This is a genomic window from Paenibacillus sp. W2I17, from assembly GCF_030815985.1.
GTDB lineage: Bacteria > Bacillota > Bacilli > Paenibacillales > Paenibacillaceae > Paenibacillus.
Genome location: NZ_JAUSXM010000001.1, coordinates 2,117,553 through 2,132,419 on the forward strand (window position 1 = coordinate 2,117,553; position 14,867 = coordinate 2,132,419).

Annotated in this window: 18 protein-coding genes and 1 pseudogene; all 19 read right to left on the bottom strand. The window is 44.7% G+C overall.

Translation table 11 applies throughout. The features are described from left to right. Nucleotides 1-4: 4 nt before the first annotated feature. The 19 genes and pseudogenes from flhB to fliG all read right to left on the bottom strand — a co-directional run bounded on the left by flhB (nt 5) and on the right by fliG (nt 14,862). Nucleotides 5-1,087 carry a flagellar biosynthesis protein FlhB gene (gene flhB, locus QF041_RS09215; protein WP_179088479.1) on the bottom strand — a complete coding sequence of 361 codons (1,083 nt, stop codon included), beginning with the start codon at nt 1,085-1,087 and terminating at the stop codon, nt 5-7. Nucleotides 1,088-1,110: 23 nt separating this feature from the next. Further along, the gene (fliR, locus tag QF041_RS09220; protein ID WP_036609353.1) at nt 1,111-1,899 is read right to left on the bottom strand and encodes a flagellar biosynthetic protein FliR; all 789 of its coding nucleotides are present in this window, start codon (nt 1,897-1,899) and stop codon (nt 1,111-1,113) included. A 10-nt stretch (nt 1,900-1,909) separates the two neighbouring features. Next, complete coding sequence (gene fliQ / locus QF041_RS09225; RefSeq protein ID WP_307413686.1) at nt 1,910-2,179, bottom strand: flagellar biosynthesis protein FliQ; 270 nt, start codon at nt 2,177-2,179, stop codon at nt 1,910-1,912. 25 nt (nt 2,180-2,204) lie between these two features. Further along, on the bottom strand, nt 2,205-2,960 hold the full coding sequence (fliP, locus tag QF041_RS09230) for a flagellar type III secretion system pore protein FliP (protein WP_036609355.1): 756 nt from the start codon (nt 2,958-2,960) through the stop codon (nt 2,205-2,207). Then, a complete protein-coding gene (locus tag QF041_RS09235; protein ID WP_091017292.1) occupies nt 2,957-3,493 on the bottom strand; it encodes a flagellar biosynthetic protein FliO in 537 nt (178 codons plus the stop codon). Before QF041_RS09235 ends, fliP begins: the two co-directional genes overlap by 4 nt. A gap of 11 nt (nt 3,494-3,504) precedes the next feature. Further along, complete coding sequence (locus tag QF041_RS09240) at nt 3,505-3,870, bottom strand: response regulator (protein ID WP_017689175.1); 366 nt, start codon at nt 3,868-3,870, stop codon at nt 3,505-3,507. 28 nt (nt 3,871-3,898) lie between these two features. Continuing rightward, the gene (fliY, locus tag QF041_RS09245; RefSeq protein WP_307413687.1) at nt 3,899-5,173 is read right to left on the bottom strand and encodes a flagellar motor switch phosphatase FliY; all 1,275 of its coding nucleotides are present in this window, start codon (nt 5,171-5,173) and stop codon (nt 3,899-3,901) included. Beyond that, a pseudogene (gene fliM / locus QF041_RS09250) lies at nt 5,163-6,162 on the bottom strand (flagellar motor switch protein FliM). The gene fliY and the pseudogene fliM overlap by 11 nt, the downstream one beginning before the upstream one ends. Nucleotides 6,163-6,201: 39 nt before the next feature. After that, complete coding sequence (locus tag QF041_RS09255; protein ID WP_215075444.1) at nt 6,202-6,663, bottom strand: flagellar basal body-associated FliL family protein; 462 nt, start codon at nt 6,661-6,663, stop codon at nt 6,202-6,204. Continuing rightward, nucleotides 6,663-6,884, bottom strand: coding sequence for a flagellar FlbD family protein (locus QF041_RS09260; RefSeq protein WP_076208897.1), 222 nt, complete (start codon nt 6,882-6,884; stop codon nt 6,663-6,665). The genes QF041_RS09255 and QF041_RS09260 overlap by 1 nt, the downstream gene beginning before the upstream one ends. 68 nt (nt 6,885-6,952) lie before the next feature. Then, nucleotides 6,953-7,768, bottom strand: a complete 816-nt coding sequence (gene flgG, locus QF041_RS09265) for a flagellar basal body rod protein FlgG (RefSeq protein WP_264929307.1) — start codon at nt 7,766-7,768, stop codon at nt 6,953-6,955. A gap of 81 nt (nt 7,769-7,849) precedes the next feature. Further along, complete coding sequence (locus QF041_RS09270; RefSeq protein ID WP_047842481.1) at nt 7,850-8,233, bottom strand: TIGR02530 family flagellar biosynthesis protein; 384 nt, start codon at nt 8,231-8,233, stop codon at nt 7,850-7,852. Then, nucleotides 8,230-8,787, bottom strand: a complete 558-nt coding sequence (locus QF041_RS09275) for a flagellar hook capping FlgD N-terminal domain-containing protein (protein ID WP_307413690.1) — start codon at nt 8,785-8,787, stop codon at nt 8,230-8,232. The genes QF041_RS09270 and QF041_RS09275 overlap by 4 nt, the downstream gene beginning before the upstream one ends. Before the next feature lie 19 nt (nt 8,788-8,806). Next, complete coding sequence (locus QF041_RS09280) at nt 8,807-10,195, bottom strand: flagellar hook-length control protein FliK (protein ID WP_307413692.1); 1,389 nt, start codon at nt 10,193-10,195, stop codon at nt 8,807-8,809. 39 nt (nt 10,196-10,234) lie between these two features. Continuing rightward, nucleotides 10,235-11,176: a MotE family protein gene (locus QF041_RS09285; protein WP_221824181.1), complete on the bottom strand. Its 942-nt coding sequence runs from the start codon at nt 11,174-11,176 to the stop codon at nt 10,235-10,237. A gap of 43 nt (nt 11,177-11,219) precedes the next feature. Continuing rightward, the gene (gene fliJ, locus QF041_RS09290; RefSeq protein WP_307413693.1) at nt 11,220-11,672 is read right to left on the bottom strand and encodes a flagellar export protein FliJ; all 453 of its coding nucleotides are present in this window, start codon (nt 11,670-11,672) and stop codon (nt 11,220-11,222) included. Nucleotides 11,673-11,683: 11 nt separating this feature from the next. Further along, complete coding sequence (gene fliI, locus QF041_RS09295; protein WP_036609365.1) at nt 11,684-13,003, bottom strand: flagellar protein export ATPase FliI; 1,320 nt, start codon at nt 13,001-13,003, stop codon at nt 11,684-11,686. Further along, on the bottom strand, nt 12,990-13,853 hold the full coding sequence (locus tag QF041_RS09300) for a FliH/SctL family protein (protein WP_307413696.1): 864 nt from the start codon (nt 13,851-13,853) through the stop codon (nt 12,990-12,992). Before QF041_RS09300 ends, fliI begins: the two co-directional genes overlap by 14 nt. Further along, nucleotides 13,846-14,862 carry a flagellar motor switch protein FliG gene (gene fliG, locus QF041_RS09305; RefSeq protein WP_047842476.1) on the bottom strand — a complete coding sequence of 339 codons (1,017 nt, stop codon included), beginning with the start codon at nt 14,860-14,862 and terminating at the stop codon, nt 13,846-13,848. The genes QF041_RS09300 and fliG overlap by 8 nt, the downstream gene beginning before the upstream one ends. Between the last annotated feature and the right edge of the window lie 5 nt (nt 14,863-14,867).

Here is a 14,867-nt window from a genome sequence, read left to right on the forward strand (position 1 = left end):
CCTTTTATTTCGTTCTGCCCTTTAGTTTATATACATAAGCCAGCACTTCAGCTACCGCTTGAAACAAATCAGCCGGTATAGCGTCACCAATCTCGGCTCTCTGGAACAATGCCCGTGCCAGCGGCTTGTTTTCCATCGTAATAACACCGTTTTCTTTGGCAATTTCCTTAATACGCAAGGCGACATAATCTTGACCTTTGGCAATAATCTGAGGTGCCTCCATCTCGGAACCTTCATACTTTAACGCAACCGCAAAGTGAGTCGGATTCGTAATGATTACATCCGCATTCGGCACTTCCTGCATCATACGCTGCATAGCCATACGACGCTGGCGTTCCCGGATTTTACCTTTGATCAGCGGATCACCTTCCATTTTCTTGTACTCGTCTTTGATGTCTTGCTTGGACATACGAATCTTCTTCTCATGGTCATACTTCTGATACATGTAATCAAATATCGCAAGTATCATTAATGCCACTGCAATCTTGATACCAAGACTTAAAGTGATCGACGCAGCGAAATGTAAAATAGCATCCAATGAAAAATGAGAAAGTGAAGCAATATCTGACTGGTAGCCCTTAATTGTACTGTAAACGAGATAACCGATAATCGACATTTTTAAAATGGATTTAGCAAATTCCACTAGTGAGCGGAGAGAGAATATATTTTTGAAACCTTTAATCGGGTCCAGTTTCTCAAGTTTTGGCTTCAAACCTTCCCCTACAAGAAGAAAACCAACTTGCATGTAGTTAACGATCAAAGCAACCAGTAACGCACCCAGCAAAACGGGAGCGATCAATAACAAAACTTCAATGCCATAGCGCATCATAAGCGCCATCACATTCTCTCCGGTGATATCCATACTCAATCGATTGATGAAAATATCTGTGAACAGACGAACTATACGTTCTTTATAGAAATTACTGAATACCATCATGATCAAAAACGCGATTAGGAGAATAGATGCGCCAGATAGTTCAGCGCTTTTTACAACCTGTCCTTTTTTTCGTGTATCCTGTCTCTTTTTCGGGGTAGCTTTCTCCGTCTTCTCCCCTGAAAACAACTGGAGGTCGAGTTGAAGTTTCATCCGTGTCTTTTCCTCCGTTTCACTCAGCCGGGCCTTTGTCCAATGGTTCCAAGCAATTTTTCCATCGATCTGAATATCGCTTCGAACAATTGACTAAATACAAAGGAGAAACTGGGAACCAGCAAAAGCAAAATAGCAAGACCAACGAGTAACTTAAGCGGCAACCCAACTGCAAATACATTAAATTGAGGAGCAGTTTTGGCCAAAAAACCCAATCCAACATCCGTCAAAAACAACGCAACTACAATCGGAGCCGACATCTGAAAAGCCAACATAAATGATTGACCTAAGGTCTGAATCAAAAATTCAGCAATACTTCCATCTGCCAACCGTAGGAAAAACACATTAGATAATGGTACCCACCGGTAACTGTAAACTATCGCATCCAGCAAATAATGGTGTCCATTCATCGTCAGAAACAGAAGCATAGCAAATGCATACTTCAAGTTACCCGTAAGTGGAGCTGAAGCACCTGTCATTGGATCGTATACATTGGCCATACCAAAACCGATCTGTAGATCAATAAAGGTCCCCGCAGTCTGAACTGCCGTCATCAACAGATAAGCCACAAAACCTAAAAGCAGGCCAATTAGAATCTCTCTGATGATCAATAAGACATAACTCAGGTCTGTGGGTACGGTCTGGTCTATTCCGTAAATCAGATAGACAGACAATGTGACAAATGCAGAGATACCAATTTTAACTGAAGCCGGCACATTTCGAGCCGAAAAAACAGGCGCAGTTACAAAAAATGATGTGATTCGACAAAACATAAGCAGAGCGACAGGGAAACTTTGCAACAATGTCTCCATCTGCTAAAGCCTACCCTATGTATCTGTATAGATTATCGAGAATGTTAAACGTAAAATCCACCAAGATATTTAAGATCCAAGGTCCAAACAAAAGTACTGCCAGAAGTACGGCAACAATCTTGGGTACAAAAGCTAATGTTTGTTCCTGAATTTGAGTTGTCGCTTGAAAAATACTGATTGCAAGTCCTATAACCAGAGCTAGTATAAGCATAGGTGCGCTGGCCAGCAATGACGTGTATACCGCTTTCCCGGCCAGACCGATAATAAATTCCGAAGTCATGACCGTCCTCCTTTAACTTTCCGGATCAAGTGTTAAAACTCAGTAACAGTGACTTGACAACCAGGTACCACCCATCCACAAGGACAAAGAGCAGTATTTTGAAAGGTAATGAGATCATGACCGGCGGAAGCATCATCATCCCCATTGCCATGAGTGTACTCGCGACAACAATGTCTATAACCAGAAACGGAATAAAAATCATAAACCCCATCTGGAATGCTGTCTTCAACTCACTGATTACATATGCCGGCACCATAACAGTAATTGGGATATCCTGATAGGTCTTTGGTTGTTCAGTCTGATTGTACTTCATAAACAGTAACAGATCTTTTTCTCTGGTGTGACTAAACATAAATTTCTTCATGGGATCCGCTGCTTTTTCAAGTGCCTCGGTTTGCGTAAGCTCTCCCTGGAGATAGGGCTGAAGCGCTACCTGATTTATGGAAGACAACGTCGGCGACATAATGAAAAGTGTCAGAAATAGCGCCAAACCGACCAGCACCTGATTGGGTGGCATTTGTTGTGTACCCAAAGATGTACGTATAAAACCGAGCACAATCACAATCCGAGTAAAACTGGTCATCAGTACAAGCATTGCTGGAGCAATACTAAGCACCGTAATTAACAGAATGATGGACAGTGAACTCGTGCTTGGTGTCCCTCCATCACCGTTTCCAATCTGAATATCAATATTCGGAATGGGTTCGGCAAAGGCAACCGTTACAGATGCCAGACTGATAAGTCCTAATAAACAACACGCTAACCAAATCTTTTTCTTCATGAATCCCTCGACCGATCTGTAGTATTGTCTTTATCCAGGAGCTTTTCCATCTTCTCTTTACGGTTAGGCATCTGCCGAAGTTTGGATTCAAACATTTCGTGAAAAGAAGTTGTGTCCTCTAGTTCCATTTCCCGCGGCGGTTCTTCTCTACGGAAACGTTTTGTGAGCTTGGCAATGAGAGGTGAGAGATTTCCTTGTTGTGCAGCCGCATCTCGTTCGAAGGAATCAATGATTCTTTGGGCCTCTTCCAGATCCGAAACCTTGTCTATCAACTGGATGTCTTCACCTACACCAAGCAGATATACACATCCACCAATTTCCATAATTTGCAACGACTTGTTTTGCCCCAGTCCAACCCCGCCCAGGGTACGAATTGTGCCGTGCCGGAACATTTGCTGATTCCTTTTGTTTAGAAAACGGATCAGATAAACAATAAGGGCCAGGATGACGGCCAGGACAACAATCACCCATACAAGCTGTAAATAATAATTACTTCCCACGCCAGCTCCTCCTGGAATATCACCCTGAGCCATCATCATGTCTCTTAAACGCCCAGTGTCTTGCTGATAGCTTCGATAACCCGGTCAGATTGAAACGGTTTAACGATAAAGTCTTTAGCACCTGCTTGAATAGCGTCGATTACCATCGCTTGTTGACCCATCGCGGAGCACATAATTACTTTAGCGTTAGCATCAATCTTTTTGATTTCTTTCAAAGCTGCAATGCCATCCATCTCAGGCATCGTGATATCCATTGTGATCAGATCCGGACGAAGCTCTTTAAATTTCTCAATTGCTTGTGAGCCATCCTGTGCCTCACCAACAACCTCATATCCATTTTTGGACAAAATGTCCCGGATCATCATTCTCATAAATGCAGCGTCGTCTACGACTAAAATTCGGTTTGCCATCTTGATTCAAGTCCTCCCTAAATTGTGCTTATTGTAATTTCTGAATTCGGTCCCATTGGCTAACGATATCTATAACACGAACACCAAAGTTTTCGTCAATAACGACAACTTCTCCCTTGGCGATCAGTTTGTTATTCACCAAAATATCGACAGGTTCCCCGGCTAACTTATCCAGTTCGACAATCGAACCCTGTGACAGTTCCAAAATATCTTTAATTTGCTTCTGGGTCCTTCCTAATTCTACGGTGACTTTAAGGGGAATGTCCATCAATAAATTCAAATTGTTTTCGTCTACCTGACCATACGCCCCATTTTGCAAATTGGCGAATTGAACTGGCTGTACGTTAACATTCCTATTTGGCATTCCACCGTAATGTTGAGGTGCACCATAAGGTTGCTGCGGTGGCATGCCATACGGCTGCTGTGGCGGCATTCCTTGAGGCATACCCATCGGGGCCTGTCCATATCCGTTATAGTCCTGAGCAGGCTGTTGTGGAGCCTGTGGAGCCTGTTGGTGTTGAACGGGCGGCTGCTCCGCAACCGGTGATGGCGTTGCTGGTACAGCTGCTGGCGCAGGTTCAGGTGTTGATGCCACTGGTGCGCTGGCAGTTGACTCCTGAGCGCCTCCAATTAACATATCTACCATGCTTTTAGCAAAATGTACTGGAAGCAACTGCATCAGATTGGAATCGATCAGATCCCCGATTAACAAACGAAATGAAACTTGGATAAGGGTCTCATCTGCTGGAAGATTACTTACACCCTCTCCACTCTCCAGATTGAGAATATCGATTCCCGGAGGGGAAATATTCACAAAACGATTAAAAATCGTGGACATTGAGGTTGCAGAGGAACCCATCATCTGGTTCATCGCTTCCTGTACTGCACTAATATGGATTTCATTCAGTTCTTCATCGACCGGATTTCCTTCGCCACCCAGCATCAAATCAGCGATGACTTGAGCATCTCTCTTCTTGATAACAAGCGAGTTAATGCCTTCGAATCCATCCACGTAATTCACATGAACGGCAACATGTGGCTTAGGAAAAGCTTCTTCAAACTGCGTTCGACTAATGATAGAAACTTTAGGTGTTGTAATATCTACTTTGAGGCCTAATAGCGTGGATAAGGCTGTTGCCGCGCTACCAAATGTAATGTTACCAATCTCCCCCAAGGCATCCTGCTCCAGCTCGGTCAAAAAATCATCAACCGTCTTTTCAGCGGGTTCCGAGCTGTTTATCGATTCCGATTGCCTGAGCAAAGCATCGATTTCTTCTTGGGATAAATAATCCTTACTCGTCAAATTCTTCAACTCCTTCGGTGACAATCTTGTCTATTTGCACAGCCACACGGTCTTTGATTGTCCCCGGACTGCCCATGTATTTCAGTTTGTCACCCACTTTAATGGAAAGTCCCTCATCAACTGGTTTGTTCAACGTAATGACATCGCCAACGGACAGACCCAGAAATTCTGCAATTGAAATTCTCGATTCTCCCAATTCCGCAACGATGGGTAACTTGGCTTTGTTTACACGCTCTTTTAGTGCATCATACTCCTCCGGAGCTCTCGTTTTTCTTCTCCGAAACAAACCACTGATGAGTTGACAACCGTGACATAATAGGTTCAAGAACGACATGCGGTATACATAGATTGATCATGCCTGTCGTGTCACCAATTTTGGTACTGAGCGAGATCAGAGCAATGGTCTCATTGGGAGATACAATCTGCATAAATTGCGGATTGGTCTCGAGCGCTTCCATCCTTGGGGTAATATCCAACACTGTCTTCCATGCTTCTTGCAAACTTTCAAATGCACGGCTGAATATTCGTTCCATGATGGTCGTTTCAATCTCCGTCATCGATGCAATCTTTGTTGGAGCACTCCCGGTTCCACCAAGAAGGCGATCCAGCATCGCATATCCCACGTTTGGATGGACTTCCATCACCATTCGTCCCTGTAGTGGCTCCGCTTCAAAAATGTTCAATATCGTCATCTTAGGAATAGAACGGATAAACTCATCATAAGGCAACTGTTCGACCTGAACGACATTGATTTGAACGAATGTCCGCAGTTGGGCTGAAAAATAAGTGGTGAGAAAGCGTGCAAAGTTTTCGTGAATACGAGTCAAGCTTCTGATATGGTCTTTGGAAAAACGCACTGCCCGCTTAAAATCGTACGATCTGATTTTCTTCTGAGTTTCTTCCTTCTTCAATTCTTCTGCATCCATTTCACCAGAAGAAAGGGCTGCTAATAGGGCGTCAATCTCATTTTGTGATAATACATCCACCATGTTCTCACCCCCTTACAGGTCTACAGCGTGTTCTGTTCATTACATTGGTGCTATAACAATGTCTGAAAAACTAGTGCTTTTCAATTTTGGCTCAGGCAATGCCTCATTAATTAGACCTGTCAGTTTCTCATTGAATTGTTTCATACCCTTGGCCGAACTCAGTTCCTCAGCCTTGGTGTCTGCAAGTGCCTGAATAATAATGGGCTTCACCGTAATGCTTTTAATTTTTTCAAAATCTTCTTTGGCTGTTTTGTCAGATAACCTGAAAGAAAAACTAACCATAATAATACGATCCGGATCGGCCAGATTCGTTTTAATCTGTGCAAGCTCTGACGATACCTCTACAATTTCATCCGCAGTCATTTTTTTTTCTTCAGCAGCTGCCGCCGTATGTGTGTCGTCCTTATTCCCGTTCTGTCCTTGCATAAATACAAACACAACCACCACAATGAGTGTTATTGCCAGCAACATTGTTGCAAGCCAGGGCATCATTTTTTTCATCAGGATTCCTCCGTTTGCTGCACTTTAATAGTGGCTGCCTGAACCCCGATTTCACGGTTGTAATCTTTAATCTTGGAAATAACGTCATCGGCTTTTTCAAGCACAATCAGTCTCTTTCCAGTTACCAGAGTAATATACGTATCCGGCGTCTCTTCCACAATTTCAACCATCAGCGCATTTAACCACATGGGAGAACCATTTAACCGCGTAACCGAAATCATGCTAAGCCCCCTTGATCAGAGTGGGAGGAGCAAGCCCCTCCACATTTTAAAAATTCATTAATCAGCTATTAACGTTTCAGGTTAACAACTTCCTGAAGTATTTCATCCGACGTTGTAATGATCCGGGAGTTTGCCTGGAATCCACGTTGAGCTACGATCATCTCAGTAAACTCTCCAGTCAGATCCACGTTAGACATCTCGAGCTGTCCAGCAATGATTGCTCCTGTTCCGTCCTCAGCACTGTTCGCTGTTAATGGTTCCAGCACCCCATCCGGATTAGCGTTTGCTGTCATACGGTACAAGTTGCCCCCAATTTTCTCAAGGCCTTCCGGATTGACAACTTTACCTATTCCAATCTGTGGACCTGCTTCGATGGTTCCGTCTGCCATGGTCTGGTTAATTGTTCCATCCTGACCTATCGTGAAGGAAACAACATCATCCGGTATCGTAATATTTCCACCACCGTTATCCAGAACAAACAATCCATCCGAAGTCAAAAGGTTACGTGCAGCATCCACATGGAAATCCCCCGCACGAGTCAGGTAAGGTACTTCCTGATCTTCACTCAAACGTACCAAGAAGAATCCATCTCCATTAATCCGAAGATCTGTTGGATTATTCGTTGTCATTGGGCTACCTGCCAGATGCAGCGTATCAATTGAACCTACGGATACACCAAGACCGATTTGTTTCGCATTGACACCACCACTTGCATCGCCAGGGGCAGTTACCCCTGCCGTAGTTTGGCTCATAATATCTTTGAACATAACCCGACTGCCTTTGAAGCCAACCGTGTTTACGTTCGCAATATTGTTACCAATTACGTCGAGTTTTGTTTGGAAACCCCGCATCCCGGAAACGCCTGAGTACATTGATTTCAACATTTTTAAAAATCCTCCCAGTCTTCATTTGGTTACCGCATCAGTCGGTCAGCGGCATTCCGGCTCCCGAGAAGGGCCAGCCGGTCAAGAAATGATTACGGCACTATCAATCTGAGTGAACACATTATCCTTCATGCTCTCACTATCCATAGCTGTAACCACAGTACGATTTTTGACATTGACGATAAAAGCCATATCCTGCATTAAAATCAATGACTCTTTGGCTCCTTTGGCAGCAGCTTTGTCCAAAGCAGAACCAATCTGTTCCATTTGCTCGGTCTTGAGTTCAATGCCACGCTGTTCCAATCGTTTGGCAGCATGATTGCTCAATTTCAGAAGATTATCTTCCAGCACCTTTGCAAAAGGTTTTTCGGGTATGGCCGAAGCTTCTCCCGTTTTGGGTCTTTGAAGCATATTCGGTGTAATCGGGCCTGCATATAATTGTCCAACCGTTATACGATCACTCATATCGTTTTCCCGCTATCTTCCGTGTCACCCGTTTCAGTGGATGATTCAACTGGCTGGCTCTCGTTCGTTTCAGGGGTTACGTCCTGAACGTTCTGTACCGGAGTTTGACTCTCTTCTGCCTGTTTTGGATAATTCACCTGAATGATCTCATCCAGCTTAATCTCGTCTTTGCCCACTTTTGCGTATTGAACGCTATCTCTTACAATGATGGAATCTACAATACCCTGGCGAAGAATTCCGTTATCATCTTTATTAGAAGAAAGCCAACTTACCTCCATGCCAATCATGCCGGATACTGCACCAAGTGACTGGTTCAATGTTTTAAGCTGCGTAGAAATATTGACCAGTTGTTCCACTGAGCTGAACTGTGCCATTTGAGCGATAAATTCCTTATCCTCCATCGGCTGCATCGGGTCTTGATTTTGCAGCTGGGTAATCAAGATTTTTAGAAACTGATCTTTACCCAATTCTTTTGTTGCAGCACTTGTGGTTGCTTTATTGGCTGCCGAATAGTTCGGCCAGGTATTATTCGTTGAAACAATTTCATTAGCCATTTGCTCACCTCATTTCTGTTTAAGCCTTAGCACTAAACGTATCTCTCTGTAATTCGTTTCCTTCGACTTGCTCGCTACGCCAGTTACGCAATTCTTCTTGAATCCCTGCTGTAGCTATAGCATCATCCGATTGTTCTTCACGCTCACGCGAACGGCGTTGTTGCTGAGAGTTACTTCCCGGCTGACGGCCTCCGTCCTGATACATCTGTGATCCAATTGAACTGTTCTGGGTAACCTCAAGTCGTTCCACTTGAATTCCCTGGGCTTGAAGTGAAGAACGCAGCTGCGTCATTTGTTGTTCAAGCATGTCTTTAGCCATCGTGTGCTCAGTCATAAACCGTGCAACCAACTGCCCGTTCTGCAAGGTAATTTGAACATCCAACTTACCTAGATGCTCAGGCCGAAGTGAGATAGTCGCCTCGGAAAATCCTTTTTGCTGGACAATATCCAGCTTGTTAACAACAAACTGTGTCATTTCTTTGGCAAACTGTGATGTTTGCATTACAGGTTCAGCCGGTTTTCCTGCTGTTGTACCTGAAGAACGCAAGGACAGCTCTCCTGCAGTAATGATGGTTGAGTGTTCCACTTCTCCACCTGCATTTGAAGCAGATGTGGTAACAGCCTCATCTTTCACCTGGGTTCCAGAATTCGCCACTGCCGCAACAAGAACTTGTGGTACAACAGAATCCTGTTTGGATGATTGAAGCGAAGTATTTGGAGCGACTTGTGCAGTCTGATCCTTAACTGCAGTTAATGTATCCAGTATGGATTTCAGTTCAGTCCATCCTTTGTTACTCGCGGTATCCACTCCAGCCTCTTGAAGCTGACTCTGCAGAGATTGTAACAAATGTTTGAATTCAGGAGCGTTCTTTGCAACGTTACTCTCTGGATCATTCATTCCAGCCACTAATTGTGTAAGCACATCTTGCAGAACAAAACGTACTGCTGCCGGATGCTGCGACAGTTCAATTGCGGGTACTGTTTTTACGCTTTCCGCTCCGTTCGAAGACTCGTCGGAACCTTCTGCATTAGTACCTGAAGGATTACTTAATTGTGTATACATCTGTTGAATCAGAGTTTGCAAACCTGCAAGTAGAGCTGGGTCATTTTCCAAAGCTTCGTCAAGTGAATCCAAGTCCGTGAACAACGAATTCAGTATAGCCGTGATTGATGCCGCTTCTCCTTCTTCACTTGTAGCAAAGGAAAACACCAACGGATTGGCAGTTAAGCTTCCAGTAGCGCTTGGACTATCACCTTCTGTATTTCCTCCAGATAACGATTGTGCAAGAGTTTGGAGAAATTCACCGCTAGCACCTGCAGCTGAACCTTTCGATTGTGCTCCGGTTGTCTGACCTGCTCCTGTTGCTTTTGCAGATGCTGTGGATGCCATCTGATATACAATCGACATTTATTTTCACCCCCTCTCGGTTATACAGTGTAGTCAGCTCTACTTGTTGCCCATTAATTTGTTCAAAATTTTTGCAGTTTCAACCGAGTCCTCTGAAGACATGTTCTCAAGCAATTGAGAGCGTGTTGCATCATCTACTGAATTCAGGATGGTCAATGTTTTGTCAGGACTTAACTTGTATGTTTCCAATAATAACTTGGCACCACTTGAAGCAGACATCGAAGCAAATGTTTGACTAAGCTGGTTTTTATCCAGGTTTTTGCTTGTGGTTGTGGATGCAGTTGAAGTTGCTGCGGTTTCTTTCTTCAATCTGGATTGCAGCGCATCCAGTGCCAGATCCCCGGACGGTTTGGCATCCTTCATCATCATGGTGACATCGGCTGCTGTTTTCGGGTCCATCTTTTCAAGCACCTTGGTCCGAGCAGATGACTGCATGGCATTCAACAACAATACCATTTCCTCATTCGTCATATTTTGCAAAATCGGTGCAGCTTTGCTTGGACTCATGTCCGCATACATTTTAGCTAAATCTTTGATTTGCTTTTGATAATCGGATTCCGTTTCCGGCGTTGCTGCCGTAGCCGTTTCAGCAGCTTTCTCCGCATCATCCAACTTCTTCTGAAGGTCTGTTGCTTTCTTCGCTTCAGTTGTTGTCGCTTCCTGTGCTGCCTTAAGTTCTGTTTCTTTTGCCGTAACTTGGGACTTCAGCTTTTCGATTGTCGCTTCAGCACTTTCAACCTGCTGCTCACTCTTCTCCAGCTTATCTTTCTCAGGGTCCAGCACAGGATCAGGTACCCATTCCTTAACTACCGGAATCTTGTTAGCAAATTCAAACAAATTATTACGAATATCTACATTAAAAAGCGTAAGCAATACGCCCAGCAATACTACGGTGAATACAATCGGGATGGAAATCATGAGAAATTTTTCCCAGCCGCCTCCCGATTCTTTTTCCATGTCGCTATCGTCTTTAACAGCCATCGTTCATTCCTCCTTCACGAGACAACTTCGCGTCCGGCTCACATCAATTCGCGCGTCCGGCTTTGGCAGCGAAGCGTACAGTAGCCATCTCGTCCAGATCGTTCTGTTCCCGGAGGAGCATCTCCTGCTGAAATTTGATCTTGGCCTTGTCTCTCGCTCCAAGCCATACTTTTTCATCAACCATCTTACCGTTCAGAAACGTCTGATTCCGTTGCACGTTGACCTGAGCATGTTTAACATCATTGTTTTTACGTGAAATGCACTCGTCAAGATGATGTACATAACGCTGCATCTCCTGCAAACTGTTTACAGACGCTGTATTTTCCGTAGCAGATTGGATAATCCCGACCAGATTATTTCTATCGTTCAGAAGTTGTATCAGATGTTCTTCCTCCGTCTGAAGTTTACCGATCGCTGTGGATAACATCCACTCTGCCTGTGTTTTTTCATTACTCTTCAGGTCAACAACTTTCTGGAAATGATATCGAAATTTCATCGCTTAACCATTCATCTCCTTGCAAATTCAAGAATCAAACGTTCCTGCACTTCACTTAAGGTGACTTTCTCGTCGACTTTCTGCTTGGTAAAGTTCCATATACTATCAATCTGGTCTATCGATTCATCTATGGCTGCATTTGATCCCCGCTGGTAAGCTCCAATATTGATCAAATCTTCCGATTCTTTGTACACAGCCATCAAACGTTTCATATTATTAACAGCTTCCAACTGCTCTTCCGGAGCAATATCCTTCATAACACGACTTATGCTGGCTAACACATCAATCGCTGGAAAATGACCTTTATTTGCAATGGATCGATTTAACACAATGTGTCCATCCAGAATACCCCTTACCGCATCGGCGATCGGTTCGTTCATGTCATCCCCATCAACCAGAACGGTGTAAAAGGCTGTAATCGAACCCGTAGGCCCTGTGCCTGCCCGTTCAAGCAGTTTGGGCAAACTTGCAAAAACCGATGGCGTATATCCTCTCATTGCCGGAGGTTCACCTACGGCCAGACCAACTTCCCTTTGTGCCATCGCATATCGAGTTACCGAATCCATCATGAGCATCACGTTCATTCCACGATCTCGGAAATACTCTGCAATAGTGGTCGCAATAACTGCTCCCTTGATCCGAATCAGGGCAGGCTGATCTGAAGTTGCAACAATGACTACGGAGCGTTCCAGTCCTTCCGGACCCAGATCCCGTTCGATAAAGTCGCGAACCTCACGTCCACGTTCACCCACAAGCGCGATGACATTGACATCTGCTGCTGTATTACGAGCGATCATGCCCATCAACGTACTCTTACCAACACCAGAACCGGCAAAAATACCTACACGCTGTCCCTTACCTACGGTCAGCAATCCATCGATAGCTCTTACACCAACACCCATCGTTTCAAGTACACGTGGACGATCCATTGGATTAACCGGTGTATTGGAGGTAGAGTACATCGGCATTCTGGATGGGAGAAGGGAACCATCTAGCGGCTGCCCAAGTCCGTCCAATACTTTACCGAGCAATTCGGAGCCTACCTGAACACCGAGTGGTTTACCCGTACCTACTACATCGCAACCAGGACCGATGGATTGAAGTTCACCCAGTGGCATAAGCAGCACTTTGTTATCTCGAAACCCAACAACTTCGGCCTGAAGAGGCTTGGCCGATTTACCAGGATAGATATAACATACGTCACCGATACTTGCATCTGGCCCTTCTGACTCCACCATAAGACCAATGACCTGAGTTACTTTGCCGTTAATACGAACAGGATCGAATTGGCGCAAATGTTCCATATATCGCTGTGAACTAAGAACCTTCATGTTGATTTTTTCGCTCCTCATCCTCAAGTGCTATGCGGACCAGTTCTTTTTTAATCTCAGCAAGCTGTGTATCAATTCTCGCATCTACACTTCCAAACGAAGAACGAATGACACATCCCTTGTCTTTGACCGTTGAATCAGGCAAAATCTGCAATTCTGCCTGAGAGTCAATGGACAGAGACAATTCTTCACGAGCTGCCTGTACAAATGTAAACTGATCAGGAGCCACACAAAGTGTGATCAAACCCTGCTCCCGTTTACGTGACAAACTCTGACGAATCAGTTCCAATGTATGATCGGGTTCAATGGTAAGTTGCTTATCAATGACTTTCTCAGCAATCCCGCAAGCGAGCTCCACGAGGAACGGTTCGGCTTCCTGAATGATCTGATCTTTAGCTACATAAGCTTCCTTGAGCACTTCCTGGGCTTCAATCATCATCTTTTCGATCTGCACCTGGAGATCCAGTTCAGCTTGTACTTTGCCTTCTTCAAAACCCTGTTGGAAACCTTGTGAACGAAGCGCTTCAGTCAGATGTTCATCCTGTTGTCGTTGTTCCTGCCACCAGCTGTCGATCTGTTCACGGGCCTCTTGAAGCATGCGCTCTGCCTCTTCTGAAGCTTCACGTACTTGCGTTTCTGCAAACTCCTTGGCATCTTCCAGCATCTCTGCGGTAAGACGTTGTGTTTCTTCGTCCACGCGTGCTTGAAGCGTTTCTGCTTCAGAACCTTCAGCACTTTCACCGTATAATTCCGTTTCAGACTCCTCAGCACCACCATAATGATGATGATTTTCAAGTTTTTTACGGTCATCAACGGGTACATACTGGAAAGATTTAATCAAATTAGACAATGATATCATCTCCTCCACCGCGTGCGATAATGATCTCACCGGCTTCTTCCAATCTGCGTATCGTTCCTACGATACGTGTCTGAGCTTCCTCAACATCACGCAATCGCACAGGTCCCATGAACTCCATCTCTTCTTTGAATGTCTCGGACATCCGTTTCGACATATTCCGGAACACGGCATCCCGAACTTCTTCGCTTGCCACTTTGAGTGCCAGCTGCAAATCTGCGTTGTCGATATCCCGAATAATGCGCTGAATCGAACGATCATCCACATTGACGATATCTTCGAATACAAACATGCGTTTTTTGATTTCCTCTGCAAGCTCCGGATCCTGAATCTCGAGCGAGTCCAAAATGGTACGCTCTGTACCCCGATCGACTCCGTTCAGAATCTGAACGATTGATTCGATACCACCCGCATTCGTGTAATCCTGCGTTACGGTAGAAGATAGTTTCTGTTCCAGAACCCGCTCCACTTGAGAGATGACTTCCGGCGAAGTACTATCCATAACAGCCACCCGGCGAGCGACATCTGCCTGTTTCTCTTGTGGCAAGGATGATAGAATCGCTGCTGCCTGTTCGAATTGCAGGTAAGACAGAACCAGGGCAATAGTTTGCGGGCTTTCATTCTGAATAAAGTTCAAAATTTGATTCGGATCAGCTTTGCGCGCAAAGTCAAACGGTCTCACTTGCAGCGTAGCTGTCAAACGATTAATGACTTCAAGTGCTTTTGAAGAACCCAAAGCTTTCTCCAGGATTTCTCTCGCATAATTGATACCGCCCTGAGAGATATATTCCTGCGCCAGACAGATCTGGTGAAACTCGGCCATGATCATGTCCTTTTCGGAAGAATCAACCTTGCGAACGTTGGCAATCTCCAACGTAAGTTGCTCAATCTCCTCATCTCGCAGATGTTTGAAGATCTGAGCCGATACTTCCGGACCTAATGTAATCAACAAAATTGCTGCTTTTTGTCTTCCAGTCAAACCTTGACTGCTTGCCTTCGCCAATGCGT

Bases quoted from the DNA above. Each gene is read 5' to 3' on its own strand.
- QF041_RS09280 (WP_307413692.1), bottom strand. From the start codon at position 10,195: ATGTCGATTGTATATCAGATGGCATCCACAGCATCTGCAAAAGCAACA.
- flhB (WP_179088479.1), bottom strand. From the start codon at position 1,087: ATGAAACTTCAACTCGACCTCCAGTTGTTTTCAGGGGAGAAGACGGAG.
- flgG (WP_264929307.1), bottom strand. From the start codon at position 7,768: ATGTTGAAATCAATGTACTCAGGCGTTTCCGGGATGCGGGGTTTCCAA.
- QF041_RS09255 (WP_215075444.1), bottom strand. From the start codon at position 6,663: ATGAAAAAAATGATGCCCTGGCTTGCAACAATGTTGCTGGCAATAACA.
- fliR (WP_036609353.1), bottom strand. From the start codon at position 1,899: ATGGAGACATTGTTGCAAAGTTTCCCTGTCGCTCTGCTTATGTTTTGT.
- fliQ (WP_307413686.1), bottom strand. From the start codon at position 2,179: ATGACTTCGGAATTTATTATCGGTCTGGCCGGGAAAGCGGTATACACG.
- QF041_RS09270 (WP_047842481.1), bottom strand. From the start codon at position 8,233: ATGAGTGATCGTATAACGGTTGGACAATTATATGCAGGCCCGATTACA.
- QF041_RS09260 (WP_076208897.1), bottom strand. From the start codon at position 6,884: ATGATTTCGGTTACGCGGTTAAATGGTTCTCCCATGTGGTTAAATGCG.
- QF041_RS09235 (WP_091017292.1), bottom strand. From the start codon at position 3,493: ATGGCTCAGGGTGATATTCCAGGAGGAGCTGGCGTGGGAAGTAATTAT.
- fliJ (WP_307413693.1), bottom strand. From the start codon at position 11,672: ATGAAATTTCGATATCATTTCCAGAAAGTTGTTGACCTGAAGAGTAAT.
- QF041_RS09240 (WP_017689175.1), bottom strand. From the start codon at position 3,870: ATGGCAAACCGAATTTTAGTCGTAGACGACGCTGCATTTATGAGAATG.
- fliI (WP_036609365.1), bottom strand. From the start codon at position 13,003: ATGAAGGTTCTTAGTTCACAGCGATATATGGAACATTTGCGCCAATTC.
- fliP (WP_036609355.1), bottom strand. From the start codon at position 2,960: ATGAAGAAAAAGATTTGGTTAGCGTGTTGTTTATTAGGACTTATCAGT.
- QF041_RS09285 (WP_221824181.1), bottom strand. From the start codon at position 11,176: ATGGCTGTTAAAGACGATAGCGACATGGAAAAAGAATCGGGAGGCGGC.
- QF041_RS09275 (WP_307413690.1), bottom strand. From the start codon at position 8,787: ATGGCTAATGAAATTGTTTCAACGAATAATACCTGGCCGAACTATTCG.